At 62.8% G+C, this 25,793-nt stretch carries 14 protein-coding genes; 7 read left to right on the top strand and 7 right to left on the bottom strand.

Features of this window, described 5'->3' with window-relative positions; all coding sequences use genetic code 11:
- Positions 1 to 168 precede the first annotated feature (168 nt).
- Entirely contained in the window at positions 169 to 13,167 is a 12,999-nt protein-coding gene (locus BVK86_RS20105; protein WP_075948067.1) for a non-ribosomal peptide synthetase, read from the top strand.
- A 160-nt stretch (positions 13,168 to 13,327) separates the two neighbouring features.
- Positions 13,328 to 14,143: an alpha/beta fold hydrolase gene (locus tag BVK86_RS20100; RefSeq protein WP_075948066.1), complete on the top strand. Its 816-nt coding sequence runs from the start codon at positions 13,328 to 13,330 to the stop codon at positions 14,141 to 14,143.
- 108 nt (positions 14,144 to 14,251) lie between these two features.
- Here the strand turns inward: BVK86_RS20100 and dsbG are convergent, their stop codons facing one another.
- From dsbG to dsbD, 3 genes are read right to left on the bottom strand one after another with little or no spacing between them, the layout of a single operon-like run.
- The gene (gene dsbG, locus BVK86_RS20095) at positions 14,252 to 15,019 is read right to left on the bottom strand and encodes a thiol:disulfide interchange protein DsbG (protein ID WP_075948065.1); all 768 of its coding nucleotides are present in this window, start codon (positions 15,017 to 15,019) and stop codon (positions 14,252 to 14,254) included.
- Positions 14,995 to 15,849, bottom strand: a complete 855-nt coding sequence (locus tag BVK86_RS20090) for a TlpA disulfide reductase family protein (protein ID WP_075948064.1) — start codon at positions 15,847 to 15,849, stop codon at positions 14,995 to 14,997. Before BVK86_RS20090 ends, dsbG begins: the two co-directional genes overlap by 25 nt.
- Positions 15,849 to 17,582 (bottom strand): protein-disulfide reductase DsbD, encoded by a 1,734-nt coding sequence (gene dsbD, locus BVK86_RS20085; RefSeq protein ID WP_075948063.1) that lies wholly within the window; start codon positions 17,580 to 17,582, stop codon positions 15,849 to 15,851. The genes BVK86_RS20090 and dsbD overlap by 1 nt, the downstream gene beginning before the upstream one ends.
- Positions 17,583 to 17,746: 164 nt before the next feature.
- Here dsbD and BVK86_RS20080 point away from each other — a divergent pair, with 164 nt between their 5' ends.
- The 5 genes from BVK86_RS20080 (at position 17,747) to BVK86_RS20060 (ending at position 22,123) form a co-directional block, all read left to right on the top strand.
- A complete protein-coding gene (locus BVK86_RS20080; RefSeq protein WP_075948062.1) occupies positions 17,747 to 18,427 on the top strand; it encodes a response regulator in 681 nt (226 codons plus the stop codon).
- A complete protein-coding gene (locus BVK86_RS20075; protein ID WP_075948061.1) occupies positions 18,424 to 19,749 on the top strand; it encodes an ATP-binding protein in 1,326 nt (441 codons plus the stop codon). The genes BVK86_RS20080 and BVK86_RS20075 overlap by 4 nt, the downstream gene beginning before the upstream one ends.
- 117 nt (positions 19,750 to 19,866) lie before the next feature.
- On the top strand, positions 19,867 to 20,349 hold the full coding sequence (locus BVK86_RS20070) for a GNAT family N-acetyltransferase (RefSeq protein WP_075948060.1): 483 nt from the start codon (positions 19,867 to 19,869) through the stop codon (positions 20,347 to 20,349).
- A gap of 57 nt (positions 20,350 to 20,406) precedes the next feature.
- Positions 20,407 to 21,813: an aspartate aminotransferase family protein gene (locus BVK86_RS20065; protein WP_075948059.1), complete on the top strand. Its 1,407-nt coding sequence runs from the start codon at positions 20,407 to 20,409 to the stop codon at positions 21,811 to 21,813.
- A gap of 85 nt (positions 21,814 to 21,898) precedes the next feature.
- Positions 21,899 to 22,123 (top strand): MbtH family protein, encoded by a 225-nt coding sequence (locus BVK86_RS20060; protein WP_075948058.1) that lies wholly within the window; start codon positions 21,899 to 21,901, stop codon positions 22,121 to 22,123.
- Between the two features lie 67 nt (positions 22,124 to 22,190).
- On the opposite strand, the gene BVK86_RS20055 is transcribed toward BVK86_RS20060, so the two are convergent.
- The 4 genes from BVK86_RS20055 to BVK86_RS20040 are packed head-to-tail and all read right to left on the bottom strand — an operon-like array spanning position 22,191 to position 25,761.
- The gene (locus tag BVK86_RS20055; RefSeq protein ID WP_075948057.1) at positions 22,191 to 23,090 is read right to left on the bottom strand and encodes a metal ABC transporter substrate-binding protein; all 900 of its coding nucleotides are present in this window, start codon (positions 23,088 to 23,090) and stop codon (positions 22,191 to 22,193) included.
- Positions 23,091 to 23,990 (bottom strand): metal ABC transporter permease, encoded by a 900-nt coding sequence (locus BVK86_RS20050; RefSeq protein WP_075948056.1) that lies wholly within the window; start codon positions 23,988 to 23,990, stop codon positions 23,091 to 23,093.
- Positions 23,990 to 24,838, bottom strand: coding sequence for a metal ABC transporter ATP-binding protein (locus BVK86_RS20045; protein ID WP_075948055.1), 849 nt, complete (start codon positions 24,836 to 24,838; stop codon positions 23,990 to 23,992). Before BVK86_RS20045 ends, BVK86_RS20050 begins: the two co-directional genes overlap by 1 nt.
- Positions 24,835 to 25,761, bottom strand: a complete 927-nt coding sequence (locus tag BVK86_RS20040) for a metal ABC transporter substrate-binding protein (RefSeq protein ID WP_075948054.1) — start codon at positions 25,759 to 25,761, stop codon at positions 24,835 to 24,837. The genes BVK86_RS20045 and BVK86_RS20040 overlap by 4 nt, the downstream gene beginning before the upstream one ends.
- Positions 25,762 to 25,793: the final 32 nt, after the last annotated feature.

Here is a 25,793-nt window from a genome sequence, read left to right as displayed (position 1 = left end):
CGAGATGTCATCCGTTCTCATTGGTGAATGGCTCCGGGCAGAGCCCCGGCAAAACCGTATGCCCAATGCCTTGCGCGGTCGGCAGAGACTGCGCCCTGCGCGCCCTCGAACAGGGGGGACGTCAGAAAACCGATTCCATTTGCAAGCCGAATTCAGGCAGGAAACCTCATGACCGACGCGTTCGAACTCCCCAGCACACTGGTCCAAGCCCTCCAGCGCCGCGCGGCCCTGACGCCGGATCGTGTGGCCTTGCGTTTTCTCGCCGAAACCCGGGATCAGGCTGTGGTGCTCAGCTATCGCGAGCTTGACCAGCGGGCGCGAACCATTGCCGGCGCGTTGCAGGCCGAGGCTGATTTGGGGGATCGCGCGGTGCTGCTGTTTCCCAGCGGCCCGGATTACGTCGCGGCGTTTTTCGGTTGCCTGTACGCCGGCGTGATCGCCGTGCCGGCTTATCCGCCGGAGTCGACGCGCCGTCATCATCAGGAGCGCCTGCTGTCGATCATCAGCGATGCAGAGCCGCGCCTGTTGCTGACCAGCGCCGGTGTGCATGATGCGTTGCTACACATTGAAGGTGCGCCACCGTTGCTGTGTGTCGATACCCTCGACAGCGCATTGGCAGAACGGTGGGTCGCGCCGGATTTGCAAGGCGATCACATCGCCTTCCTGCAATACACCTCCGGCTCAACTGCGTTGCCCAAAGGCGTGCAAGTCAGCCACGGCAACCTGGTGGCCAATGAACGGCTGATTCGCCACGGTTTCGGCATCGACCTCAACCCCGACGACGTGATCGTCAGCTGGCTGCCGCTGTACCACGACATGGGCCTGATCGGCGGCCTGCTGCAACCGATTTTCAGCGGTGTACCGTGCGTATTGATGTCGCCGGCGTACTTCCTCGTCCGGCCGCTGCGCTGGCTCGAAGCGATCAGTGAGTATGGCGGCACCATCAGCGGCGGGCCGGACTTTGCCTATCGGCTGTGCAGCGAGCGGGTCAGCGATTCGGCGTTGGAGCGTCTCGACCTGAGCCGCTGGCGCGTGGCGTATTCCGGATCCGAGCCGATCCGTCTCGACACCCTGGAGCGCTTCGCCGAGAAGTTCGCCGGTTGCGGTTTCACGGACGACAGTTTCATGGCCTCTTATGGTCTGGCTGAAGCCACGCTGTTCGTCGCTGGCACACCGCGCGGCCAAGGCATCGGCAACCTGCGGGTGGACGATCAAGCGCTGACGCAGAACCGCGCCGAGCCGGGTGAGGGCAGCGCGATCATGAGCTGCGGCATCAGTCAGCCGGATCACGCGGTGCTGATTGTCGACCCGGCGTCGTTCGCTGAACGGGTCGACAACGCCGTCGGCGAGGTCTGGGCGACCGGCCCGAGCATCGCCCACGGTTACTGGCGCAATCCCGAAGCTTCGGCCAAGACGTTCGTCCAGCACACCGGCCGCACCTGGCTGCGCACCGGGGACCTGGGTTTCATGCGCGACGGTGAGCTGTTCATCACCGGCCGCCTGAAAGACATGTTGATCGTGCGCGGCCACAACCTTTATCCACAGGACATCGAGCAGACCGTCGAGCGAGAAGTCGAGGTCGTGCGCAAAGGTCGCGTCGCGGCGTTCGCGGTCAGCGTGGACGGCCAGGAAGGCATCGGCATCGCCGCGGAAATCAGTCGCAGCGTGCAGAAAATCCTGCCGCCCGAAGCGCTGATCAAAGCGATTCGCCAGGCCGTTGCCGAAGCCTGTCAGGAAGCGCCAAGCGTGGTGGTGCTGCTCAATCCGGGCGCACTGCCCAAGACCTCCAGCGGCAAACTGCAGCGCTCGGCGTGCCGCAATCGCCTGGCGGATGGCAGCCTCGACAGTTACGCCGTGTTCCCGTCGGCAACCTGCGAAAGCGCAGGCGCTACCGAAACCGGCTCCGAGCTGCAAAGCCTGATCGGGCAAATCTGGTGCGAGCAGTTGCAGCTCAACGAGGTGGGCGCCGACGATCACTTCTTCCTGCTTGGTGGCAACTCCATTGCGGCGACACAGGTGGTGGCGCGTTTGCGCGAAGAGTTGGGCCTGGAGTTGAACGTGCGCCTGCTGTTCGAAGCGCCGACCCTCGGCGCATTCGCCGAGGTGGTGGCCCGTGAGCAACAGGAGGGTGGGCTGGCCCAAGGGGCGATCACTGTGCTGTCGCGCCATCAACCGATGCCGCAATCCCTGGCACAAAACCGTTTGTGGATCACCTGGCAACTCGACCCGCTGAGCAGCGCCTACAACATTCCCGGTGCTTTGCGTTTGCGCGGTGAGCTCAATGAAGACGCGGTGCGCGTCAGTTTTCAGCAGTTGATCGAGCGTCACGAATCCCTTCGCACGCGGTTCTTCGAACGTGACGGCGTGGCCCTGCAGCAGGTGGTGGCGGCTGACGAATTCAGCCTGCAAGTGATCGATATCAGCGACCTTGCGCCCGCCGAGCGTGAGGCGCGCGCGCAGCAAATCCGCGAAGACGAAGCGCGGACCCAGTTCGATCTGGAGAAAGGCCCGCTGTTCTGGGTGACGCTGGTGCGCCTTGACGACGAAGACCATCAACTGTTGCTGACGATGCACCACATCATCGCCGACGGATGGTCGCTGAACGTGTTGATCGACGAATTTGCACGGTTGTACGCGGCGGCTTGCCAAGGGCAGCAGGCAACGCTTGCGCCATTGCCCATTCAGTACGCCGACTACGGCAGTTGGCAGCGCCAATGGCTGGCGCAAGGCGAGGGCGAGCGGCAACTGGCTTACTGGAAAGACCGGTTGGGCGATGAGCATCCGACCCTGAGCCTGGCCACCGACCATCCGCGTTCGGCGCAACACCTGCGCCGTGCCGAGCGCCACACCGTGCGCCTGGGCGCCGCCCTCAGCGATGCCATTCGCCAGACCGCGCAGGCCCATCAAGCGACCTCCTTCATGCTGCTGCTTGCGGCGTTCCAGACGTTGTTGCATCGCTACAGCGGCCAGCGTGACATCCGCATCGGCGTGCCGAATGCCAACCGTCCGCGCCTGGAAACCCAAGGCCTGATCGGCTTCTTTATCAACACTCAGGTGTTGCGCGCGCAAGTGGATGCACGGCTTCCGTTCACTGAACTGCTGGCGCAAACCCGGCAGGCGGCATTGGGCGCGCAGGCGCATCAGGATTTGCCGTTCGAACAACTGCTCGAAGCCTTTGCGCAGGCCCGGGAACAAGGCCTGTTCCAGGTCATGTTCAACCACCAGCAGCGCGACCTCAGCGCCTTGAAACGCCTGCCGGGATTGCTCGCCGAAGAATTGCCGTGGCACAGCCGCGAAGCCAAGTTCGATCTGCAGTTGCACAGTGAAGAGGATCGCAACGGTCGCCTCAGCCTGTCTTTCGATTACGCCAGCGAGCTGTTCGAGGCGGCGACCATCGCGCGTCTCTCCGAGCACTTCAGCAACCTGTTGCAGGCCATTTGCGCGCAACCGCAAACCGCCGTCGGCGACCTGCAATTGCTGACCGGTGCCGAACTCGATCAGCAAGCCGACTGGTCCGTCGCGCCCGGCGCGCCGGCCCAGCAGTGGCTGCCTGAACGGCTCAACGAACAGGCCCGCCAGACCCCGCAGCGCACTGCGCTGCTGTGGGAGGGCGGCCAGATGGACTTCGCCGAATTGCACACCCAGGCCAATCGCCTGGCCCATTACCTGCGCGACAAGGGTGTGGGGCCGGACGTCTGCGTAGCGATCGCGTGCGAGCGTTCGCCGCAACTGCTGATCGGCCTTTTGGCAATCATCAAGGCCGGTGGCGCTTATGTGCCGCTCGATCCGGATTACCCGGCCGAACGCCTGGCCTACATGCTCAGCGACAGTGGCGTGGAATTGCTGCTGACGCAAAGCCCATTGCTGGAGCGCCTGCCGGCAACTGACGGCGTCAGCGTGATCGCCATGGATGCCCTGCATCTGGAGCGCTGGCCGAGCCACACGCCGGGCCTGAACCTGCACGGCGACAATCTCGCCTATGTGATTTACACCTCCGGCTCAACCGGCCAACCAAAGGGGGTCGGCAACACCCACGCGGCCCTTGCCGAACGCCTGCAATGGATGCAAGACACCTATCGCCTGAACGACACCGACGTGCTGATGCAAAAAGCGCCGATCAGTTTCGACGTGTCGGTGTGGGAATGCTTCTGGCCACTGATCACCGGTGCCCGCTTGCTGATCGCCGCCCCCGGTGAGCACCGCGACCCGCATCGCATCGCGCAACGGGTCCAGCAGTACGGCGTGACCACGCTGCACTTCGTGCCGCCGCTGCTTTCGCTGTTCATCGACGAACCGCTGACGACTGAATGCACCAGCCTGCGCCGGGTGTTCTGCGGTGGCGAAGCCTTGCCCGCCGAACTGCGCAACCGCGTGCTGGAGCAACTGCCAGCGGTGCAACTGCACAACCGCTACGGCCCGACCGAAACCGCGATCAATGTCACTCACTGGCACAGCACTCGCGCCGATGGCGCGCGCTCGCCGATTGGCCGGCCATTGACCAACGTGATTTGCCGGGTGCTCGACAGCGAGCTCAACCCGGTTCCGGCCGGCGTGCCGGGTGAGTTGTGCATCGGCGGCATCGGTTTGGCGCGCGGTTATCTGGGCCGTCCGGGCCTGACCGCCGAACGCTTTGTGGTCGATCCGTCGGGCGAGCAGGGCGCGCGTCTGTACCGCACCGGTGACCGTGCGCGCTGGACCGCCGATGGCGTGATTGAATACCTCGGCCGCCTCGATCAGCAGGTCAAGCTGCGCGGATTCCGCGTCGAGCCGCAAGAAATCGAAGCGCAACTGCTGGCCCAGCATGGCGTCGCTCAAGCCGTGGTATTGGTGCGCGAAACTTCAGCCGGCGGGCAACTGATCGGTTACTACACCACGACCGATTCCTGTGAACCCATCGACGCGCAAACCGCACGGCTGAAAGACGCCCTGGCGTCGCAATTGCCTGAATACATGGTCCCGGCACAGCTGATGCGCCTGGACGAAATGCCCCTCAGCCCGAGCGGCAAACTCGACCGTCGTGCCTTTCCGGAACCACAGTGGCAGGTGCGCGAACACGTCGAACCGGTGACCGAACTGCAGCAACAGCTCGCCGGCATCTGGCGCGAAGTGCTGGGCCTGGCGCAAGTCGGTCTGCGCGACGATTTCTTTGCCCTCGGCGGCCACTCGCTGCTGGCCACGCAAATCATTTCCCGCACCCGTCAGGCCTGTGACGTCGAGTTACCGTTGCGTGCGCTGTTCGATAACAGTGAGCTGGGCGCGTTCACCGAACAGGTGCGCCTGATCCAGGCCAGCGGCAGTACCAACAAACAACCGCCGATCGAGAAGGTCGACCGCAGCCAGCCGGTACCGCTGTCCTATTCCCAGCAGCGCATGTGGTTCCTCTGGCAAATGCAGCCGCACAGCCCGGCCTACAACGTCGGCGGCATGGCGCGGCTGCGCGGGGTGCTGGATGTCGGGCGTTTCGAAGCCGCGTTGCAAGCGCTGATCCTGCGCCACGAAACCCTGCGCACCACGTTCCCGAGCGTCGATGGCGTGGCGCGTCAGCAGGTGCATGCCGAGACGGGTGTGCGCATGGACTGGAAGGACTTCACTGCGCTGGCAGCCGATGTTCGCGAGTGGCAAGTCCAGCAACTGGCCGACGCTGAAGCGCACCAGCCGTTCGATCTGGAGAGCGGACCGCTGCTGCGCGCCTGCCTGGTCAAGACAGCCGAGCAGGAACATTACTTCGTGCTGACCCTGCACCACATCGTCACCGAAGGCTGGGCGATGGATATTTTTGCCCGCGAGTTGAGCGCGCTGTACGAAGCGTTCATCGATGACCGCGAGTCGCCGCTGACGCCGCTGCCGGTGCAGTACCTCGACTACAGCGTGTGGCAGCGTCAGTGGCTGGAGTCCGGTGAGCGCCAGCGTCAGCTCGACTACTGGACCGGGCAACTGGGCCTTGAACATCCGCTGCTGGAGTTGCCCGCCGACCGTCCGCGTCCGCCGGTGCAAAGCCATCAAGGTGAGTTGTACCGTTTCGACCTGAGCGATGACCTCGCCGCACGGGTCCGCGCCTTCAACGCGCAAAACGGTTTGACCCTGTTCATGACCATGACCGCCGCCCTGGCCACGCTGTTGTACCGCTACAGCGGCCAGACCGATTTGCGCATCGGCGCACCGGTGGCCAACCGGATTCGTCCGGAAAGCGAAGGGCTGATCGGCGCGTTCCTCAACACGCAGGTGCTGCGTTGCCAGCTCGACGGGCAGATGTCCGTGGGCGAGTTGTTCGAGCAGGTTCGCCACACGGTAATCGAAGGCCAGTCACATCAGGACCTGCCGTTCGATCATCTGGTGGAAGCCTTGCAGCCGCCGCGTAGCGCTGCGTACAACCCGCTGTTCCAGGTGATGTGCAACGTGCAGCGCTGGGAATTCCAGCAGAGCCGCACCTTGGCCGGCATGACCGTCGAGTACCTGGCCAACGATGCCCGCGCGACCAAGTTCGACCTTAACCTGGAAGTCACCGACCTCGACCACCGCCTCGGTTGCTGCCTGACCTACAGCACCGATCTGTTCGACGAACCGCGCATTGCACGCATGGCCGGTCATTGGCGCAACCTGCTGGAAGCGTTGATCGCCGATCCGCAACAACGTCTCAGTGAATTGCCGTTGCTCGAAGCCGGCGAACAACGCCATCTGCTTGATAGCCTCGGGGTCGAGCAGGGTGAACATCGCCTCGATCAATGCATCCATCATCTGTTCAGCGAGCAGGCACTGGCGCGTCCCGATGCGCCGGCACTGACCTTCGCCGGACAGACCCTCAGCTACGCCGAACTCGACATCCGCGCCAATCACCTCGCCTGGATGCTGCGCGAACGCGGTGTCGGGCCGCAGGTTCGCGTGGGTCTGGCATTGCAGCGTTCGCTGGAAATGGTCGTCGGCTTGCTGGCGATCCTCAAGGCCGGCGGCGCCTATGTGCCGCTGGACCCGGAATACCCACTCGATCGCTTGCACGACATGATCGAAGACAGCGCCGTCGGATTGCTCTTGAGCGATGCGGCGATGTTCAAGGCCCTCGGCGAATTGCCGTCGACGGTTGGCCGTTGGTGCGTCGAAGAGGACGCCGCAAAACTGGCCGATTACCCGGCCAGCGAGCTGCCCTTTATCAGCCTGCCGCAACATCAGGCGTACCTGATCTACACCTCGGGTTCCACCGGCAAACCGAAAGGCGTGGTGGTGTCCCACGGCGAAATCGCCATGCACTGCTGCGCCGTGATCGAGCGTTTCGGTATGCGCCCGGACGATTGCGAACTGCACTTCTATTCGATCAACTTCGACGCCGCTACCGAGCGTTTGCTGGTGCCGCTGTTGAGCGGTGCGCACGTGGTGCTGCGTGCGCAGGGCCAATGGGACGCCGAAGCAATCTGCGGCCTGATCCGCACTCATCACATCAACGTCCTCGGTTTCACCCCGAGTTACGGCAGCCAGTTGGCGCAATGGCTGGCGTCCCGCAACGAGATCCTGCCGGTGCGCATGATCATCACCGGTGGCGAGGCGCTGACCGGCGAGCACCTGTCGCGCATTCGCGCGGCGTTCAAACCGAACCTGTTCTTCAACGCCTACGGCCCGACCGAAACCGTGGTCATGCCGCTGGCCAGCTTGGCCCCGGCAGTCCTGGAGGAAGGCCAGGGCAGTGTGCCGATCGGCAGCGTCATTGGCGACCGCGTGGCGTACATCCTCGATGCCGATCTGGCGTTGGTGCCGCAAGGCGCGACCGGCGAGTTGTACGTCGGCGGTGCCGGCCTGGCCCAGGGTTATCACCAGCGTGCGGGCATGACCGCTGAACGCTTTGTGGCGGATCCGTTTGCCGACAACGGCGGGCGTATCTACCGCACCGGCGACCTGGTGCGTCAGCGGGCCGATGGCCTGGTGGAGTACCTCGGACGTATTGACCATCAAGTGAAGATTCGTGGTTTCCGTATCGAGCTGGGGGAAATCGAAACCCGTCTGCTGGAACACGATTCGATCCGTGAAGCCGTGGTGTTGGCGCTGGATGCACCGAGCGGCAAGCAGCTGGTTGGCTATCTGGTGAGCGACGTCGCAGAAACTGGTGAAGCGCAACAGGCTGAACTGCGCGAGGCGATCAAGGCGCATCTAAAATCGCAACTGCCGGATTACATGGTACCCACGCACCTGATCCTGCTGGCCGGCATGCCGCTGACCGCCAACGGCAAACTCGACCGTCGCGCCTTGCCGGCACCGGACCCGGAGCTCAACCGCCAGCAGTACGTGGCGCCGATCAGCGAGCTTGAAGTCACGCTGACGCAGATCTGGTGCGAAGTGCTGAACGTCGTGCAGGTCGGTCTCAACGACAACTTCTTCGAACTGGGCGGCGATTCGATCCTGTCGATCCAGGTGGTCAGCCGCGCACGGCAGCAAGGCCTGCATTTCAGCCCGCGTGACCTGTTCCAGCACCAGACCGTACAGACCCTCGCCGCCGTGGCGACCCGTACCGAACAGGTCCGCGCCGAGCAAGGTTTGCTCAGCGGCGAGTCACGCCTGACGCCGATCCAGCACTGGTTCTTCGACACCGATATTCCACAGCGCCAACACTGGAACCAGGCGTTGTTGCTGCAACCGGCTTCGCCTCTTGAACCCCATCGCCTGGAGCAAGCGCTGCTGGCGGTGATCGAACAGCACGACGCCTTGCGTTTACGTTTCAACAACGTGGCGGGCCAATGGCAAGCCGAACATCAGGCGATTTCCGATGCGCCGGTGCTGTGGCAGGTACGCGTTCCGTCGATGGACAAATGCGCCGCGCTGTTCGCCGATGCCCAGCGCAGCCTGGACCTCGAACAGGGGCCGCTGATGCGCGTGCTGCTGGTCGATGGTCCCGAGGGCCAGCAACGCTTGTTCATTGCGATTCACCACTTGGTGGTCGATGGCGTTTCCTGGCGTGTGCTGCTGGACGATCTGCAAACCGTGTACCGCCAACTCGATGCGCGGCAGTCGGTGAAACTGCCGGCGAAAACCAGCGCGTTCAAGGACTGGGCCGCACGCTTGCAGGCCTATGCCGGCAGCGAATCCCTGCGTGAAGAACTGAGCTGGTGGCAGACGCAACTGGCCGGGCCGAGCGCCGAATTGCCGTGTGATCGTCCCGACGGTGGTCGGCAAAACCGGCATGCGCACACCGTCAGCGTACGCCTCGACCGCGAGCGGACCCGGCAGTTGCTGCAACAGGCGCCGAGCGCTTATCGCACCCAGGTCAACGACCTGCTGTTGACCGCATTGGCCCGTGTGCTGTGCCGTTGGAGCGGTCACGCCTCGGCGTTGATTCAACTGGAAGGCCATGGCCGCGAAGCACTGTTCGACGAGATCGACCTGACCCGCACCGTCGGCTGGTTCACCAGCGCTTACCCGTTGCGCCTGACCCCGTCGAACATTGAAGAGGCCGCCGGGCAGGGCGCTTCGATCAAGGCGATCAAGGAACAGTTGCGCGCCGTGCCGCACAAAGGTCTGGGGTATGGCGTGCTGCGCTACCTCGCCGATGACCGGTGTCGCCAGAGCATGGCCGGGTTGCCGGTGGCGCCCATCACCTTCAACTACCTGGGGCAGTTCGACCAGAGTTTCGGTGCCGATGCGTTGTTCCATCCGCTGGATGAAGCCATCGGCGCGGCCCACGATGCCCATGCACCGTTGCCCAACGAGTTGAGCGTCGACAGTCAGGTCTACGCGGGGGAACTGGTACTGCGCTGGACTTTCAGCGCCGAACGCCACGATTCGCAGACCATCAACGAGCTGGCAGACGCTTACCTTGGCGAGCTGCAAAGCCTGATCGAACATTGCCTGCGTGATGACGTCGGCGGCCTGACGCCGTCGGACTTCCCGCTGGCGCGGCTCAATCAGACGCAACTCGATGCGCTACCGGTCCCGGCGGCGGTGATCGAGGATGTCTACCCGCTGACCCCGATGCAGGAAGGCATGCTTCTGCACACCTTGCTGGAACCCGGCACCGGCCTGTACTACATGCAGGATCGCTATCGCATCAACAGTGAACTTGACCCGCAGCGTTTCGCCCAGGCCTGGCAAGCGGTCATCGCCCGTCACGAAGCGTTGCGCGCATCGTTTTGCTGGAACATTGGCGAAGACATGCTGCAGGTTATCCACAAGCCGGGCAGCACGCCGATCGAGTACCTCGACTGGCGCGATATCGCCGACGCCGAGCAGGAACCGAAGTTGCAAACCTTGCTCAAGAGCGAACGCGAGGCCGGCTTCGATCTGCTCAACCAGGCACCGTTTCACCTGCGTCTGATCCGGGTCGACGCGGCGCGCTACTGGTTCCTGATGAGCAACCATCACATCCTCATCGATGCCTGGTGCCGTTCGCTGTTGATGAACGATTTCTTCGAAATCTACAGCGCCCTCGGCGAGGGGCGGGACGCACAACTGGCGGTGCCGCCGCGTTACCGCGATTACATCGGCTGGCTGCAACGCCAGAGCCTGGCGCAAGCGCGACAGTGGTGGAAAACCAATCTGCAGGGCTTCGAACGCACCACGCCGATCCCCAGTGATCGACCGTTCCTGCGTGAACACGCCGGCGACAGCGGCGGCATGACCGTCGGCGACCGCCATACCAGGCTCGACGCCCGTGACGGTGCACGCCTGCGTGAACTGGCCCAGGCCCATCAACTGACCATCAACACCTTCGCCCAGGCAGCGTGGGCCCTGGTGCTGCGTCGATTGAGCGGTGATCGTGACGTGTTGTTCGGCGTCACGGTGGCGGGGCGACCGGTGGACATGCCGCAGATGCAACGCACCGTTGGCCTGTTCATCAACAGCATTGCGCTGCGGGTGAAGATGCCGCAGGACGATCAGCGTTGCAGCGTGCGCCAGTGGCTCAGCGGCTTGCTCGACAGCAACATGCAACTGCGCGAGTACGAATACCTGCCGTTGGTGAACATCCAGGAACAAAGCGAACTGCCGAAGGGCCAGCCACTGTTCGACAGCCTGTTCGTGTTCGAAAACGCGCCAGTGGAAAGCTCGGTACTGGACCGCGCCCAGAGCCTGAACGCGACCTCCGACTCGGGCCGCACCCACACTAACTTCCCGCTGACGGCGGTGTGCTATCCGGGCGATGACCTGGGCTTGCACTTGTCCTACGACCAGCGTTACTTCGATGAAAACACCGTCGAGCGCATGCTCGGTGAGTTCAAGCGCTTGCTGCTGGCGTTGGTCGAGGGTTTCCACGGCGACATGGCCGACTTGCCATTGTTGGGGGCCGAGGAGCGAGACTTCCTGATCCACGGCTGCAACCAGAGCGAGCATACGTATGCGCTGGAGCAGAGTTACGTTGAATTGTTCGAAGCGCAGGTTGCCGCGCATCCACAGCGGATCGCCGCCAGTTGCCTCGCGGAGCAGCACAGCTACGCCGAATTGAATCAACGCAGTAACCGTCTCGGTCATGCGCTGAGGGCTGCCGGTGTCGGGCTGGACCAACCGGTGGCCTTGTTGGCCGAACGCAACCTCGATCTGCTGGGCATGATCATCGGCAGCTTCAAGGCCGGGGCCGGTTATCTGCCGCTGGACCCGGGGCTGCCGAGCCAGCGTCTGAGTCGTATCATCGACCTGAGCCGAACGCCGTTGCTGGTCTGCACCCAGGCCTGTCGCGAGCAGGCACTTGCGCTGCTGGACGAGTCTGGCTGTGCCCATCGGCCTCGATTGCTGGTCTGGGAAGAGGTGCAGGCGAGTGGGGTGCCGAGCCATAACCCGGGGATCCACAGCGCCCCGGATAACCTGGCTTACGTGATCTACACCTCCGGTTCCACCGGTTTGCCCAAAGGCGTGATGGTCGAACAGCGCGGCATGCTCAATAACCAGTTGAGCAAAGTGCCGTACCTGAACCTGAGCGACGCCGACGTGATCGCGCAGACCGCTTCGCAAAGTTTCGACATTTCGGTCTGGCAGTTCCTCGCCGCGCCGTTGTTCGGTGCACGAGTGGACATCGTGCCGAACACCATCGCCCACGATCCGCAGGGCCTGCTGGCGCATGTTTCGAATCAGCGCATCACCGTGCTGGAAAGCGTGCCGTCGCTGATCCAGGGCATGCTCGCTCAGGAACGCATGAGCCTCGACGATTTGCGCTGGATGCTGCCGACCGGAGAAGCGATGCCGCCGGAACTGGCGCATCAGTGGTTACAGCGTTACCCGGACATCGGTCTGGTGAATGCTTACGGTCCGGCGGAATGCTCGGACGACGTGGCGTTCTTCCGCGTCGACATGGCCTCCACTCGCGGCAGCTATTTGCCGATTGGTACACCGACCGACAACAACCGTCTGTACCTGCTCGACGGTGCCTTGGAACTCGTGCCGCTGGGTGCGGTGGGCGAATTGTGTGTCACCGGCACTGGCGTCGGGCGCGGTTATGTCAGCGATCCGCTGCGCACCGCAGAGGTGTTCGTGCCCAACCCGTTTGGCGCGCCGGGTGATCGGTTGTATCGCACCGGCGACCTGGCCCGCCGTCGCGGCGATGGGGTGTTGGAATACGTCGGGCGCATCGACCATCAGGTGAAGATTCGCGGTTACCGCATCGAACTGGGTGAAATCGAAGCGCGTCTGCATGAACAGCCGGAAGTCCGCGAGGCGGCAGTCGGTGTGCAGGAGGGCGTAAACGGCAAGCACCTTGTTGGTTATCTGGTCGCGGCGGATTCCACGCTGAATACGGCTGAGCGCCAGGCGCGCATCCAGCAACGCCTGCGTGCCGAACTGCCGGAATACATGGTACCGCTGCACTGGTTGTGGCTGGACAGGTTGCCGCTCAACGCCAACGGCAAACTGGACCGCAAAGCCTTGCCGACGCTGGACATCGGCCAGTTGCAAAGCCAGGACTATGAAGCGCCGCGCAATGAACTGGAACAGACCCTGGCCCATATCTGGGCCGAGGTGCTGAAGGTGGACAAGGTCGGTGTCCGCGACAACTTCTTCGAGTTGGGCGGGCATTCGTTGCTGGCCACGCAGATCGCTTCACGGGTGCAGAAAACCCTGCAACGGGATGTGCCGCTGCGGGCGATGTTCGAATGCAGCACGGTTGAAGAGCTGGCCGGGTACATCGACGGTTTGGCGGCCAGTGAGATCACCGCGGACAAGGCGGATCGGTTGAATGATCTGATGGCGGAACTGGAGGGGCTTTGATTCTCTAGCGGCTGGGTTGGCCTCATCGCTGGCTTGCCAGCGATGGCGTCAGTCCAGACACCCTGACGCCCACGGAGCGAACCCATGCAATCGAGTAGTTGACTACGCGCCGTCAGCCACTCAGTCTTCCTGCTCCATTTTTCACTGGCGGAGACACTCGATGCCTTTCGTAACGATAGACGGCCAACCCCTGCACTACATCGATCAAGGTACTGGCCCGGCGGTTCTGCTGGCCGGCAGTTACCTGTGGGACCAGGCCATGTGGGCGCCACAGATTGCCGCACTGTCACAACAGTATCGAGTGATCGCGCTGGACCTGTGGGGCCACGGTGAATCGGGGCCACTGCCTGCAGGCACTGCATCGCTGGACGATGTGGCGCGCCAGGCCTTGGCGCTGCTCGATCATCTGGATATTGCCCGCGTCACGCTGATCGGCCTGTCGGTCGGCGGCATGTGGGGTGTGCGCCTGGCATTGTCTGCACCGCAGCGGCTCAACGGGCTGGTGTTGATGGACACTTATGTCGGTGTCGAACCGGAGCCGACCCGCCAGTATTACTTCTCGCTGTTCAAGATGATCGAAGAAACCGGTGTGATCGCACCGCAACTGCTCGACATCGTGGTGCCGATTTTCTTCCGTCCGGGGATTGATCCGCAGTCGGCTCTGTATCAGGACTTCCGCGCCAAACTCGCTGCACTACCACCGCAACGGCTGCGCGAAAGCATCGTGCCGATGGGGCGGATTACGTTTGGGCGCGATGATCTGTTGCCGCGTCTGGGTGAACTGGATGCCGCCAGCACGCTGGTGATTTGTGGCGATCAGGACAAGCCGCGTCCGCCCTCGGAAGCCCGTGAGATGGCGGAGTTGATTGGTTGCGAGTGCGTGCTGGTGCCGGAAGCGGGGCACATTTCCAATCTGGAGAATCCGGGCTTTGTGACCGGCGAACTGTTGAAGTTTATCGCTGCACGTAATCATTAACCGTTACGACGCCATCGCGAGCAGGCTCGCTCCCACATTGGAATGCGTTCCCCTGTAGGAGCGAGCCTGCTTGCAATGGCGTCAGTCAAATTCACACCTTGAAAAGACCTATTTCGGCCCGAGAATCTTCGCCAGCTTGTCCGGCGACGGCGCGCCTTGTTGCTGTTGCAGCTCACCCTTGCTGTCCATGTAGAAAATCGCCGGGGTGGCTTGCAGCTCCAGGTCTTCCATCAGTTGCATGTTGGCCGCGAGTTTCGCCTGGATCGCCGGCGGCACTTCCTTCAGGGCTTTGAGCGTACTGGCCTTGCCGGCGGATTCGTGGTCTTGCAGGGCTTTTTGCGGGTCTTTGGCGGCGAGCAGTGCGGCGGATTTGCCGGGGCTGTCTTCGCGGATGATGCCGACCATGATGTGGCGCAACTGTACTTTGCCGGCCTTGACCCATGGCCGCGACTGTTCCCAGAACATGTTGCAGTAAGGGCAGTTCGGATCGCTGAACATGTAGACGATGCGCGGCGCATCCTTGTCGCCATCGGCGATCCAGTTGCTCGCTTCCATCTTGCCCCAGACTTCCTTGGCCATTGGCGCGTATACCAGTTTCTGCAATGGCGCGCTGCTCAGGTCGTTGCCCTCGGCGTCGTACAGATTGCCCAGCAGCACGTGCTTGCCGTCCGGCGTCAGGTACAGCGCCATGCCACGGTTCTGGTATTGCGCGGCGTAACCGCGCAAGCCGTCAGGGGCATCGAACTGGCCGACGATCTTCGCGCCTTTGGCTTCGATCTTCTTGATCGCCTCGGGCAACTCGTCGGCCTGCACCGATGGCAGGTGCAGCAGGGCGGCACCGAGGCTCAGGGTCAGCAGGTGGCGGAGGCGGGGCATGGCAGTTTCCTTGCAGAGTTGGCAGGTACGGAGTCGAAATTTTCCAGGGCGCGGGCCAGACTGGCGTGTGACAGTTCACCCAGATGGCTGCCCAGCAAGCGACCGTCGGTGTTATAGAACAGCGTAGTTGGTAATGCCATGGAACCCACGGCCTGACCCAGGCGGCCACTGCCGTCGAACAGCACGTTGGACAGGCTCAGGCCCTGGGTCTCCAGAAACGTCGCAACGCTTTGCATGCTTTCGGCCTGATTGACGAACAGGAAGGTCAAGTCCGGGCGTTGTTGTTGAGCGTTTTCCAGCACCGGCATTTCCCGGCGGCAGGGCGGACACCAGGTGGCCCACAGGTTGATCACCAGCGGGCCGCCCTTGTAGTCGGCCAATTGCACGGTTTCACCGGCGGCATTGCGCAGGGTGATTTCCGGCAGGCGTGTGCCTTGCTCGTAGATCGTCAGGGAAAACGTCGCCAGCAGCCAGAACGCCAGGCCGCTGGCCACGCCAAAGCCCAGCGGGCGGCGCAGACCTGGCCGACGCCAGCCCCGGTATACGCTGGCGAGCACCAGCGCGATCACGCCCGGCCAGGCGAGGAAACCGCCATCGCGCAGATCAATGACCTGCCAGGGATCATTGCGATAGTGGCTCCAGTAAACGGCAACGAAACCGATCCGCGCCGCGAGCATGCCGATCAGGAACAGGCTGAACAGCACCGACTCGGGGTTATCGCCTCCGCGCTTGGCCACCCGCCAACCGACAAAGGTCGCCAGTGCCAATGCACTGATCAGCAGCAGGTGGTTAAGCGCGATGGCAAAGGTGCCGAGGGTAAAGGTCAGCATTAGCGGGCCTCTCGGGTGGTGATCCAGCGTTGCAGGAACGTGTCGGCATCGACTTCGCCAGTGATGCGCTGACTGCGACGCTCAACGCCGTCGGCACCGATCCACAACAGGCTCGGCGGCCCCGGCACTTTGTAGCGACCGAGCAATTCGCGACTGGCGGCATTGTCGGCGGTGACGTCCAGTCGGAACAAGCGCACATCGTTCAAGGCGTCGAGCACTTTGGCTTGACCGAACACCTGTTTTTCCATGACCTTGCATGACACGCACCAGTCGGCGTAGTAATCGAGCAATACCCACTGGCCCTGCGCTTGCGCGGCGTCCAGCTCCCGCTGCAGGGCTTGCGGATCCTTGATGGTGGTGAACGCGTCGTGACCCACCGGAACAGCAGCGGCCGAACTCGAGGCGCGGAAAACCTGCAACGGCTTGAACACGTCATTACTGCCCGCCGCGGCACCGATCAGCAACAGACTGCCCCACAAACCGAGCAGCAACGACGTGGCCCCGAACAGATGCGCCACGCGACCAAACCCCTCTGATTGCTTCCACGCGCTATAGGCTGCGATCACCAGCAATGCGCCGCACAAGCCGACCCACAGACTTTCGTCCAGCACCGGGCGCAGCATCAGCAACGCAGTGGCGAGAAACAGGAAGCCAAAAATGCCTTTGACCAGGTTCATCCAGGCGCCAGGCTTGGGCATGAAGCGGTTGCCGACAGTCACCAGCAACAGCAGCGGCACACCGATGCCGACACCCATGGCGAACAGGATCAGCCCGCCGTGCAAGGCGTTGCCGCTTTGTGCGATGTAGAGCAGGGCGCCGGCCAGCGGTGCGGTCATGCACGGGCCGACCAGCAGACCGGACAAGGCACCCAGCACACCCGCGCCGATCAGGCTGCCGCCGCGCTGGTTGCGCGAGACATTCTCCAGACGATCACGCACCGCTACCGGCAGTTGCAGTTCAAAGAAACCGAACATGGGCAGCGCCAACAATACGAAAATCGCCGCGAAACTCCCTAGCAGCCATGGGTTCTGCAGCCAGGCTTGCAGGTTCGCTCCGAGAGAGGCCGCCAACACACCCATCGCCGCATAGACCAGCGCCATGCTCACCACATAACTGCCGGCCAGCGCCACGCCACGTTTGGGGCTGGCGCCGCTGCCGACGATCAACCCCGCCAGGATCGGCAGCATCGGTAATGAGCAAGGGGTGAAGGCCAGCAACAGGCCCAGACCGAAGAACACCAACAGGCTCCAGCCCAGCGCCCGTTGTTGCAGGTTGCTGGCCAACGCTTGATCCGGTGCCTCGTTTGTCACAACGGTTGCCACATTCTTGCCCAGATCGACAACCTGGGTCTGCGGCGGATAACACAAACCCGCATCGGCACAGCCCTGGAAGCCCACCTTGATCTGGCCACTGGCCCCGGCCGGGATCTTCAGTTCCAGGCCCTGTCGGTACACCTGCTGCTCACCGAAAAATTCGTCACTGTGCGCTTCGCCCTGCGGCAACGCCGGGTGCTGATCGGCAGGCAGGCCGTCGAACTTCAGCCGTTTCTGATACAGGTAATAGCCGTCGGCAATCTGCCAAAAGAGCTGGGTTTCCCCGGACTCCAGGCGTTCGGAGCTGAAAACGAACGCTTTGTCGACGGGTAGAAATTCGGGTTTGGTCTCGAATGGGTTGCTGCCAGCCTGGGTCAGGCTGGAGAACAGCAGGGCAACGAGTAGAAACAGCTGACGCATGGAAAAGCCTTATCCTTTGCAAGTGAGCAGCACAATGGGCGGCGGCGATTAACCAATGATTAACCGTGGCAACCTTGTCGACGGCTCGTGGTGACGTCACTTGCGGCATAATGTCCGCTTAATCGGTCGGCGGCCTAATCGGCATTATTTACACGAGGCTCTCCATGCACGTACTGGTTTGTGAAGACGATGAGTTGATCGCCAGCGGCATCGTCGCCGGCCTGACCGCCCAAGGCCTGACCGTGGAACATGTGGCCACGGCGTCGGCAGCGCGGGCAATGCTCAAGGTGGCGGAGTTCGACGTCATGGTGCTCGACCTCGGTTTGCCCGACGAAGACGGCCTCAAGTTGTTGCAGCAGTTGCGCCACAACGGTCTGGAACTGCCGGTGCTGATTCTCACCGCCCGGGACTCGGTCACCGACCGCGTCGATGGTTTGCAGGCGGGCGCCGACGACTACCTGCTCAAGCCTTTCGACCTGCGCGAGCTGGCCGCGCGCCTGCACACGCTGTTGCGACGCGTGGCGGGGCGTAGTGTCAACCTGATTGAACACGGCGCGCTGACTTACGACCCGAGCAGCCGGGAAACCACGCTCGCCGGTCAACCTGTGGATTTGTCGCGCCGCGAACAGTCGCTGTTGCAGGCCCTGCTGCATAACCGTGGTCGGGTGCTGTCCACCGAGCAGCTCAAGGACAGCGTCTACGGCTTCAACGACGAACTGGAAAGCAACGCCCTCAACGTCCATATCCATCACCTGCGCAGCAAACTGGGAAAAGGCATCGTTGAAACCGTGCGCGGTCTGGGCTATCGCCTGGGGCCGGCTGACGGTGGAGATCAATCGAAGTGATGAGCTTGCGTTTGCGCCTGAGCCTGACGCTCGGCGCCGCGTTTGCACTGATCTGGGCGCTGGCTGCGGCCTGGATGCTCAGTGACCTGCGCAACCAGATGATGTTTTCCCTCGACCAGCGTCTGGTGGCCTCGGCGCGGATGGTCGCCGGGCTGATGGAGCAACTGCCGCCCGTACCGAGCAAGGGGGAGGGCACGCATTTCAGTGCCGAACAGCTGAACATTCCCGGCGGCATGGCGTGTCAGGTCAGCTCCTTGCGTGGGGAAATCCTCGCCCGCAGTCACACCGATCCCGGACAAACCCTGGAAGCCGAAAAAATGGGCTTCCATGACCAGATGATCGACGGCGCGCCGTGGCGCAGTTTTACCCTGGCTCGCGGCGATCTGCGCATCACCACGGCGGACCGGCAAATCGAGCGTGAGGCCTTGAACATGTCGATCCTGCTGGCCGCTTCGGTGCCGGTGGGTGTGGCGTTGCTCGGTTGCCTGTGCCTGCTGTGGCTGGGGATCGGCCAGGGGCTGGCGCCGCTCAACCGTATGCGCGATGCCTTGATGCGTCGCAGTCCCGACTCTCTGGAACCGTTGCAGGTCCAGCCATTGCCCAGCGAACTGCAACCGTTGCTCGACACGCAGAACCAGTTGTTCCAGCGCATCGGCAAGACCATCGAGCGCGAGCGTCGGCTGACCGGCGACGCCGCCCATGAGTTGCGCAGCCCGTTGACCGCGATCAAGACCCACCTGCAGGTCGCGCGCATGACCGAAGGCGTGGCTCGGGATCAATCCCTGGCCCGGGCCGAGGAGGGTGCAGACCGCCTGCACCGCACGCTTGAACAATTGTTGTTGCTGGCCCGGGTCGAGGGCAGTTTGTCGTTCGATGACGGCGTGCAATGCAGCGCCGAGCAAGTGGCGAAACTGGCGATTCAGGACGCAGCGGGCGGTGATCGTCAGCGCATAAAATTCCACCGGCCGGCCAAGGCCTCCCAGGCCCCGGTGCAAATGCCCGCGGTGCTGTCGATTGCGGCGCTGCGCAATCTGCTGGACAACGCTTTGCGCCATACGCCCGGTGAAGGGGAAGTCGAGCTGAGTCTGCAAACCAGCGGCAACCGTGTGCAATTTGTGGTGCGCGATCATGGGCCGGGCATTGCCGAAGACGACCTGCAGCACCTGACCCAACGATTCTGGCGCAACGGTCAAAGCACCGGATGCGGACTCGGCCTGGCGATTGTCCAGGCCATCGTCCAGCGCTGCGGCTGCACGTTGCATTTCGACAGCCGTCCGGACGGGTTGCGGGTTGAGCTGACCATGCCGTTGCAATCGGTCTGATCAATACAACAGGACCCTGTAGAGCGGGGGTACATCAAAAGTAACGTCTCTGCATTGGCTGCCCGGACCTCCCACGACTATCGTTCCTCAAACTCAATGGATTGAGGTAATAGCGCCATGGACGACCCCATTCGTACCTGCAAGGCAACCCCGGCCGAGGCCGTGATCATCAGCCGCATCATCGAGCGTTCCATCCGCGTCGGTTGTGCGCTCGATCATCGCAACCAACCGCAAACCGTCACGGCCTGGACCCGGAATCAAACCCACGAACATATCCGCCTGTGGCTCACGGACCCGCGTCTGTACCTCAACGTCGCCCTGTTGCAGGACAAACCGGTCGGTGTGGCGATGGCGTCGAACGAGGGGCAGGTTGCGTTTTGCTACGTACTGCCGGAGTGGTTTCGGCGCGGGGTGGGTCAGGCGTTGGTAGGGGATCTCGAAGACTGGTTGATTGACCAGGGCCTGCGCCAGTCACGACTCAACAGCACGCGGACCGGCGAAGCCTTCTATCGGCGCCTGGGTTACCAGCCAGACGCCACAACGTTCACGGTGGCGGGGCTTGCTGCCATCCCCATGCACAAAGCCTTGTCGAAGGTGTAAATCCTTGAGCCCCTGATGCGTTTCCAGAACAGGAAAACCTTATTGAGGGGTCGAGAGATGTCAGTCGCTACCAGCCTTATCGAAGAGCAGCCGGCCCGGGTCGCCCCGACCGAGACGCTTTATCAGTTCACCGAATCGCCGTTACTGGCCCGTCAGAACCAGCAGGAATCCAACGCGCGCAGCTATCCGCGACGCATTCCCCTGGCACTCAAGCGCGCTAGGGGCATCCATGTCGAAGACGTCGAAGGACGTACGTTCATCGACTGCCTGGCCGGTGCTGGCACTCTCGCATTAGGGCACAACCATCCGGTGGTGATCGAGGCCATTCAGCAGGTGCTGACTGACGAATTACCATTGCACACGCTGGACCTGACCACGCCGGTCAAGGACCAGTTCGTTCAGGACCTGTTCGCTCTGTTGCCGCCGGCACTGGCGGCTGAGGCGAAGATTCAGTTCTGCGGCCCCACCGGTACCGATGCTGTGGAAGCGGCGTTGAAACTGGTGCGCACTGCCACCGGTCGCAGCACCGTGTTGTCGTTTCAGGGCGGTTACCATGGCATGAGCCAGGGCGCGTTGAGCCTGATGGGCAGCCTGGGACCGAAAAAGCCCCTGGGTGCCTTGCTCAGCAATGGCGTGCAGTTCATGCCGTACCCTTACGATTACCGTTGCCCGTTCGGCCTGGGCGGCGTGCAAGGGGTCAAGGCCAACCTCCATTACCTCGAAAATCTGTTGAGCGACCCGGAGGCCGGCGTGCAATTGCCGGCAGCGGTGATCGTGGAAGTGGTGCAGGGCGAAGGTGGGGTGATCCCGGCCGATCTGGACTGGCTGCGTGGCTTGCGCCGGATCACCGAAAAGGCGGGTGTGGCGCTGATCGTCGATGAGATCCAGAGCGGTTTCGCCCGCACTGGCAAAATGTTTGCCTTCGAGCATGCCGGGATCATTCCGGACGTGGTGGTGATGTCCAAGGCCATCGGCGGCAGCCTGCCATTGGCGGTGGTGGTGTATCGCGACTGGCTCGACACCTGGCTGCCGGGCGCCCATGCCGGGACGTTCCGCGGCAATCAGATGGCCATGGCTGCCGGCTCTGCGGTCATGCGGTACCTGGTCGAGCATCAGGTTTGCGAACACGCCGCCGCCATGGGCGAGCGTTTGAGCGAACACTTGCGCATCCTGCAGCGCGACTTCCCGCAACTGGGTGACATTCGCGGCCGTGGCTTGATGCTGGGCGTCGAACTGGTCGATCCGGCCGGGGCGCTGGACGCTTTGGGTCATCCGCCTGCCTTCGCCCGTCTGGCGCCACTGGTGCAGCGCGAGTGCCTCAAGCGCGGGCTAATCCTGGAGCTGGGTGGCCGGCACGGCGCGGTGGTGCGCTTCCTGCCACCGTTGGTGATTACCGCCGCAGAAATCGACCGCGTCGGCGAAATTTTCGGCCGGGCATTGGCCGCCGCCGCCATCGGGCTTTAAATTTTCCGGGCGCCGGAACGTTCCTTTTACATAGCGGCTGCACATTGCGTGCAGCCAGCCCTCCCTACCGTGAAGGAGAAACAGCATGACATCAGTATTCGACCGCGAGGACATCCTCTTTCAGGTCGTGGTCAACCACGAAGAGCAATACTCGATCTGGCCCGACTACAAAGCCGTGCCTGAAGGCTGGCGGACCGTGGGCAAGAGCGGACTGAAAAAGGAATGCCTGGCTTACATCGAGGAAACCTGGACTGATATGCGTCCATTGAGCTTGCGCCGAAAGATGGATGAGCAGGCCGTCGCTCACTGAGCATTGACGCAAAAACAAGCCCGCTGGACCGGTGACGGTCAGCGGGCTTTTTTGTGGCCAGCGGTCATCAGCCACTCAAGCCTTTGATCACCAAATCCACATCCCCCTCCAGTTCGGCCACCGGATCAGCCGCGTCGATGCTCAACACCACCAAGCGACTGCCGGCTTCGGCGATCACCGCTTTTACCGCATCGGAAGGCTGACGATGGTGCAACACCACCGCGACGTCATTGTCCTTGAGCGTCGTACCCAGCGCCTTCAAGGCCTGCGGCGTCCACTCGGCATCCGGTCTTGCATCCTGGCCAACCAGCTCAAGATTGAGCCCGCCAATCAGATAGCCGAAATGATCGCTCAGGCTCATGACACTCAAATTGTCGGCAGCCGCCAGGCGCGCTTCGCTGTCTGCGCTGAGTTTGAGCAGGCGCTGTTTCAGTGCCGCCAGATTGGCCTCGATCGCAGGCTTGGCCTTGGGCGCCAGGCGCACCAGGTCTGCCGCCATCACGTCCGCCATGCGCCCCATGTTGTTGCTGGCCAGCCACGGCTGGCTGTTCAACCCATCGACCTTGCTGCCAGGTTGTACGGCAATGCCGGGCAGGGCGCCGTCCACCGGGCGGGCGGCGTCGACTTCGACGATACGGATATTGCTGCGCCGTGAGATGGGATACAGCGGATCATCCGGCCACAAGGAACGCAGGCCGATGACCGCATCGGCGTCGGTCGCCAGTTTGGCCAGCGCCGGCGCACCCCGGCCGGTGAAGTAGGCGGTCTGACGGCTGCCCGGCAGGTTGTCCGGAGCCGCGCGTTGCAGATTGACGTCGGTACCCTTGAGCAGCACTTCGCCCAGCCCGTAGGTGATTGGCAACGAGGCCAGTACGCGCAGCGGTTTGCTGTCGTCAGCGGCGAAGGACGTTGTGGCCAGCCCGCACAGGGCGACCGCCAGGGTCAGTTGTCGCAGAGAAAAAGTCATTTATCCAAGGTTCCCTTTCAGGCTGGGGACGACGCCGCGCGCGATGGCGGCCAGGGCGAAAGCGATACCAGCCACCAGAATGATCGCGGCACCGGAGGGGATCGGCAGGTCGAAGACGATCGGCGCGAGAATCCCGCACAGTGTGCTGACCGTGGCGATCAGCACCGAACACCAGAAAAAGCCCTTCAACGATTGGCTGAGCAAGCGCGCCGCAGCGGCCGGAATCACCAGCAGTGCACCGACCAGAATCGCACCGATGACTTTCACCGCGGCGACGGTGATCAGCGTCACCAGAATCACGAACAGATAATCCAGCGACTTCACCGCCACGCCGCGCACCGCTGCCAGTTGCGGGTTGAAACTGGCGAGCATGATGCGGTTGTACAGTGGCAAGGCCAGGGCCATCACCAGGGAACCGACGATGGCCAGCACCAGCAGGTCATTGCCATTGACCGTCAGCACTGAACCGAACAGCACGTTTTCCAGAATGTGCACGTTGATCTTGCCCGCCAGAATCAGCAGCAGACTCGCGCCCAGTGCCAGGGACACCGAGAGGAACACGCCGATCAAGGTATCCGGCGCCAGGCCGGTGCGGTTGCGCAGGTAGTTGAGCAGGATGCCGAACAACAGGCAGTAGCCGAACAGGCTGCCATAGGGGCCAGTGTAGGGTTCGCCAAGCAGGATGCCGATGGCCACGCCGGTCAATGCCGCGTGACCCACCGCTTCGGAGAAAAACGCGAAGCGCTTGACCACCACCAGCGTGCCCAGACCGCCCAGCACCGGGCCGATCAACAATCCGGCGAGCAGCGCGTTGACCACAAAACCGTAGGCCAGTGCTTCAGGCAGGTACCCGGAGGAGGCCCAGCCCTGGACCAACAAACGAAAGGTTTCGTAACTCATCAGGCAGCGCTCCGTGGATGGGTCGAAAACAGTGTCAGCAGTCGATCCGGGGTCAATGCCAGTTTCGGCGAGGCATCGAACAGTACCCGGCGATTGAGGCCGGTGACGTGATCGGCCAGTCGCCCGACGGCCTCCAGGTCGTGCTCGATCCACAACACGGTGATGCCCGCTGCGCGCCAGTCGCCGAGCAAGCGCTCGAACACCTGTATTCCGGCTTCATCCAGCGCCGACATCGGTTCGTCCAACACCAGCAATTGCGGCGCCGGAATCAGCCCTTGCGCCAACAACACCCGCTGACGCTCGCCACCGGACAGCGCACCCATGCGCCGTTTGCGCTTGTCCTGCATGCCGACCCGCTCCAGCGCCTCGCCAATCGCCGCGGCGTAATGCTTGCTCAGGCCGAGGAATGCCGGGCGCCGTTGACACATGGCAGCCATGAAATCGTCGACGGTCATCGGCAGGCCGCGATCAAACTCCAGGGCCTGCGGCACATAGCCGATGATCCCCGGCTCGCCCGGCCATTGCAGGCTCAGGCGACCCTGATGCGGCATCTGCCCGAGCAAAGTCTTGATCAACGAACTCTTGCCGCCACCGTTGGGCCCGACCAGCGCATGCACGCTGCCGGGACGGACCTCAAAGGTGACCTTGTCGAGGATTGTCGTGCGACCCAACGTCAGGCTGACCTCCGAAAAATCCAGCGTCGGCCCGAGGGACAAATGTGGGCGCGAGCCTGCTGGCGATAGCGGTGCGTCATTCAATGATGATGGCGGCTGGCTGAATGCCTTCGCGAGCAGGCTCGCTCCCACAGGGGATTCGGTGTCGGCCGGGATGGTTTCTTTCGAGGTCATTTACCCGACTCCTGAATCGCCCGCACCACCGTATTGAGGTTGCCGGACATTTCCTTTTCGTACTTGTCGGCGGTGTATTCGCCGTAGGAAATATGCGAAAGCGGATACAGTTTCACCCCCGATTCACGCTGGATGGTGTCGACGTAGGAAGACGGGAAATCCATCTCCGAGAAAATCACCTTCACGTCCAGCTCACGCAGTTGGTCGATGGTTTTCTTCAGCTGGCTCGGGCTCGGTTCGATACCGTGGGCCGGTTCGACCACGGCGGTGACTTCCAGGCCGAACTCGCGCAGCAGGTAGTCGTAGGCCGCGTGCACCGTGGCGACTCGTAATTCGGCGTCGGGCGCCTCGGTCAGCTTGGCCAGGGCATCGGCGCGCATCTTGCGCAGACGTTTGCCATAGGCGCGGGCATTTTCGGTGTAGGTCCTGGCGTTGGCCGGATCCAGTTTGCCCAGCTCCCGGGCGATGTTGTTGACCTGGGCAATCGACGCGCTGATCGACAGGAAGGTGTGCGGGTTCACCACCTTGCCGGCACCGCGTGCGGCTACGCCAGTGGCGGCCAGTAGAGGCACATTTTCGTTGGCTTCGATCACCGGCACCTTCGGCGTCTCGCTGGCGGCGATCATGCGGTCGGCAAAGTCGTCATGGCCCACACCGTTGAGCACAATCACGTCGAGCCCGCTGATGCGTTTGATGTCTTCGGCGCGGGGTTCGTAGGCATGCGGGTTGAAACCGGCCGGAATCAGCGGCACCACCTCGGCCTTGTCGCCGACGATGTTGGCCACGTAGCTGTAATACGGATGCAGGGTGATGCCGATGCGCAGGCGCTTGGCCTCGTCGGCACTGGCCAGGGGTGTCAGCAGGCAGGCCAGCAGGCCGATCAGTGTCAGGCGCAGAACAGAGGGTAGAGATGAAATAGGCATGGGAAAGCGGTCTTCTCTCGGGTGAGGGCGAG

The organism is Pseudomonas reinekei (genome assembly GCF_001945365.1).
GTDB lineage: Bacteria > Pseudomonadota > Gammaproteobacteria > Pseudomonadales > Pseudomonadaceae > Aquipseudomonas > Aquipseudomonas reinekei.
Note: the sequence above shows the minus strand (reverse complement) of the source record. Positions and strands in the feature narration are given on the sequence as shown.

Excerpts from the sequence above, each read along its gene's own strand:
- BVK86_RS20090 (WP_075948064.1), bottom strand. The coding sequence starts at position 15,849 with ATGCTGACCTTTACCCTCGGCACCTTTGCCATCGCGCTTAACCACCTG.
- BVK86_RS20050 (WP_075948056.1), bottom strand. The coding sequence starts at position 23,990 with ATGAGTTACGAAACCTTTCGTTTGTTGGTCCAGGGCTGGGCCTCCTCC.
- BVK86_RS20080 (WP_075948062.1), top strand. The coding sequence starts at position 17,747 with ATGCACGTACTGGTTTGTGAAGACGATGAGTTGATCGCCAGCGGCATC.
- BVK86_RS20055 (WP_075948057.1), bottom strand. The coding sequence starts at position 23,090 with ATGACTTTTTCTCTGCGACAACTGACCCTGGCGGTCGCCCTGTGCGGG.
- BVK86_RS20060 (WP_075948058.1), top strand. The coding sequence starts at position 21,899 with ATGACATCAGTATTCGACCGCGAGGACATCCTCTTTCAGGTCGTGGTC.
- dsbD (WP_075948063.1), bottom strand. The coding sequence starts at position 17,582 with ATGCGTCAGCTGTTTCTACTCGTTGCCCTGCTGTTCTCCAGCCTGACC.
- BVK86_RS20070 (WP_075948060.1), top strand. The coding sequence starts at position 19,867 with ATGGACGACCCCATTCGTACCTGCAAGGCAACCCCGGCCGAGGCCGTG.
- dsbG (WP_075948065.1), bottom strand. The coding sequence starts at position 15,019 with ATGCCCCGCCTCCGCCACCTGCTGACCCTGAGCCTCGGTGCCGCCCTG.
- BVK86_RS20045 (WP_075948055.1), bottom strand. The coding sequence starts at position 24,838 with ATGACCTCGAAAGAAACCATCCCGGCCGACACCGAATCCCCTGTGGGA.
- BVK86_RS20065 (WP_075948059.1), top strand. The coding sequence starts at position 20,407 with ATGTCAGTCGCTACCAGCCTTATCGAAGAGCAGCCGGCCCGGGTCGCC.
- BVK86_RS20105 (WP_075948067.1), top strand. The coding sequence starts at position 169 with ATGACCGACGCGTTCGAACTCCCCAGCACACTGGTCCAAGCCCTCCAG.
- BVK86_RS20040 (WP_075948054.1), bottom strand. The coding sequence starts at position 25,761 with ATGCCTATTTCATCTCTACCCTCTGTTCTGCGCCTGACACTGATCGGC.
- BVK86_RS20100 (WP_075948066.1), top strand. The coding sequence starts at position 13,328 with ATGCCTTTCGTAACGATAGACGGCCAACCCCTGCACTACATCGATCAA.